Genomic DNA, 1,254 nt, shown 5'->3' with positions numbered 1-1,254 from the left:
AGGTCAATCTCTTTGTCGATGGAGAGGCTGCTCAGCAAGGTGATCACCTCCTGCAGCAGCTCTGGCAGTGCCACAGCCTCTTGCAGCACCACCATCTCTCCTGCCTCTGTTTTGGAAAAATCCAGTATATTGTTGATCAGTTCAAGCAGACAGACCCCGGATTTTTCCACTTTGCGCAGATAGCTTTGTTGTTCGGCAGTCAGGGATGTCTCCTTGAGCAGTTCTGACATGCCAAGGATCAGGTGCAAGGGGGTACGGATTTCGTGGCTCATGACAGCCAAAAAGCTGCTTTTGGCTTTGGAAAGCGATTCGGCCTCCAGTTTGGCTTGACGCAGCTCCTGCTCCATTTTTTTGCGTTCGCTGAGGTCATTGTTGACCGCCACCACGGCCTTGGGTTGACCATGCGCATCCCTGGTCAGATGCCAATGGCTGAAGACGGAGACCTTTTTTGCCTCTCGGGTGAAGTGGGTCAACTCTCCTACCCATTGGCCGATGGCGATTGTCTGCTGGATAAGCTGTTCCAGGGAGAGCTCTCCTTCGGTTTTCAGCAGTTGCTGGAGTGATTGACCCAGAGCCTCATGGGATAACCAGCCATAATACTCTTCCGCTCCTGGGTTCCAGAAAATAATCTTTCCCTCCAGATCCATCGCCAGTACATGGGCATGATTCAACAGACTGCACTGTTCCTGCAGATGCAGCAGCAGGAGGTTGTTTTTCTCTTCGGCCTGTTTCATGCGGGTGACATCAGCAAACAGAATCACCACGCCGGCGGTGTGACCCTGGCTGTCGAGATAGGGCAGGGTGCGCATCAAATACCAGAGACCGGATTGATCTTGGACCTCTTTTTCCAGGTGGTGACCCTGTTTGAGAACGGAGAGCGCATTCTCCAGCAGATCAACCCCTTGCAGATTGTTGGCAATATCAGCCAAGGGACGCCCCAGGTCAGCGGGAATCAGGCGAAGCAGGCGGGTGGCGGCCAGGGTATAGCGTTTGATGCAGAGAGTGCGATCGAGAAATACCGTGGCCATATCCGTGCTGCTGAGCAGGTTGGAAATATCATTGTTGGCCGCTTCCAGGGCAAGCACCTTGCTGTCGAGGATGGCATTCGTGATCACCAGCTCTTCATTGAGAGATTGCATCTCCTCCTTGGAACTTTCCAGCTCCTCGTTGGCCGATTGCAACTCTTCATTCATGGCCATCACCTCTTCGTTGTAGGCCGTCAGCTCTTCGTTTCTGCCCTGCAGTTGCTCAATG

General features: G+C 53.3%; 1 protein-coding gene. It reads right to left on the bottom strand.

Translation table 11 applies throughout. The annotated features are described in order from the left end of the window. On the bottom strand, positions 1-1,254 hold a 1,254-nt coding region (locus EJP87_RS16670; protein ID WP_130472955.1), incomplete at both ends, for a PAS domain-containing protein.

Source organism: Candidatus Magnetaquicoccus inordinatus (assembly GCF_004217665.1).
Classification (GTDB): Bacteria; Pseudomonadota; Magnetococcia; order Magnetococcales; family Magnetaquicoccaceae; genus Magnetaquicoccus; species Magnetaquicoccus inordinatus.
This window is presented reverse-complemented; position numbering and strand designations above follow the sequence as displayed.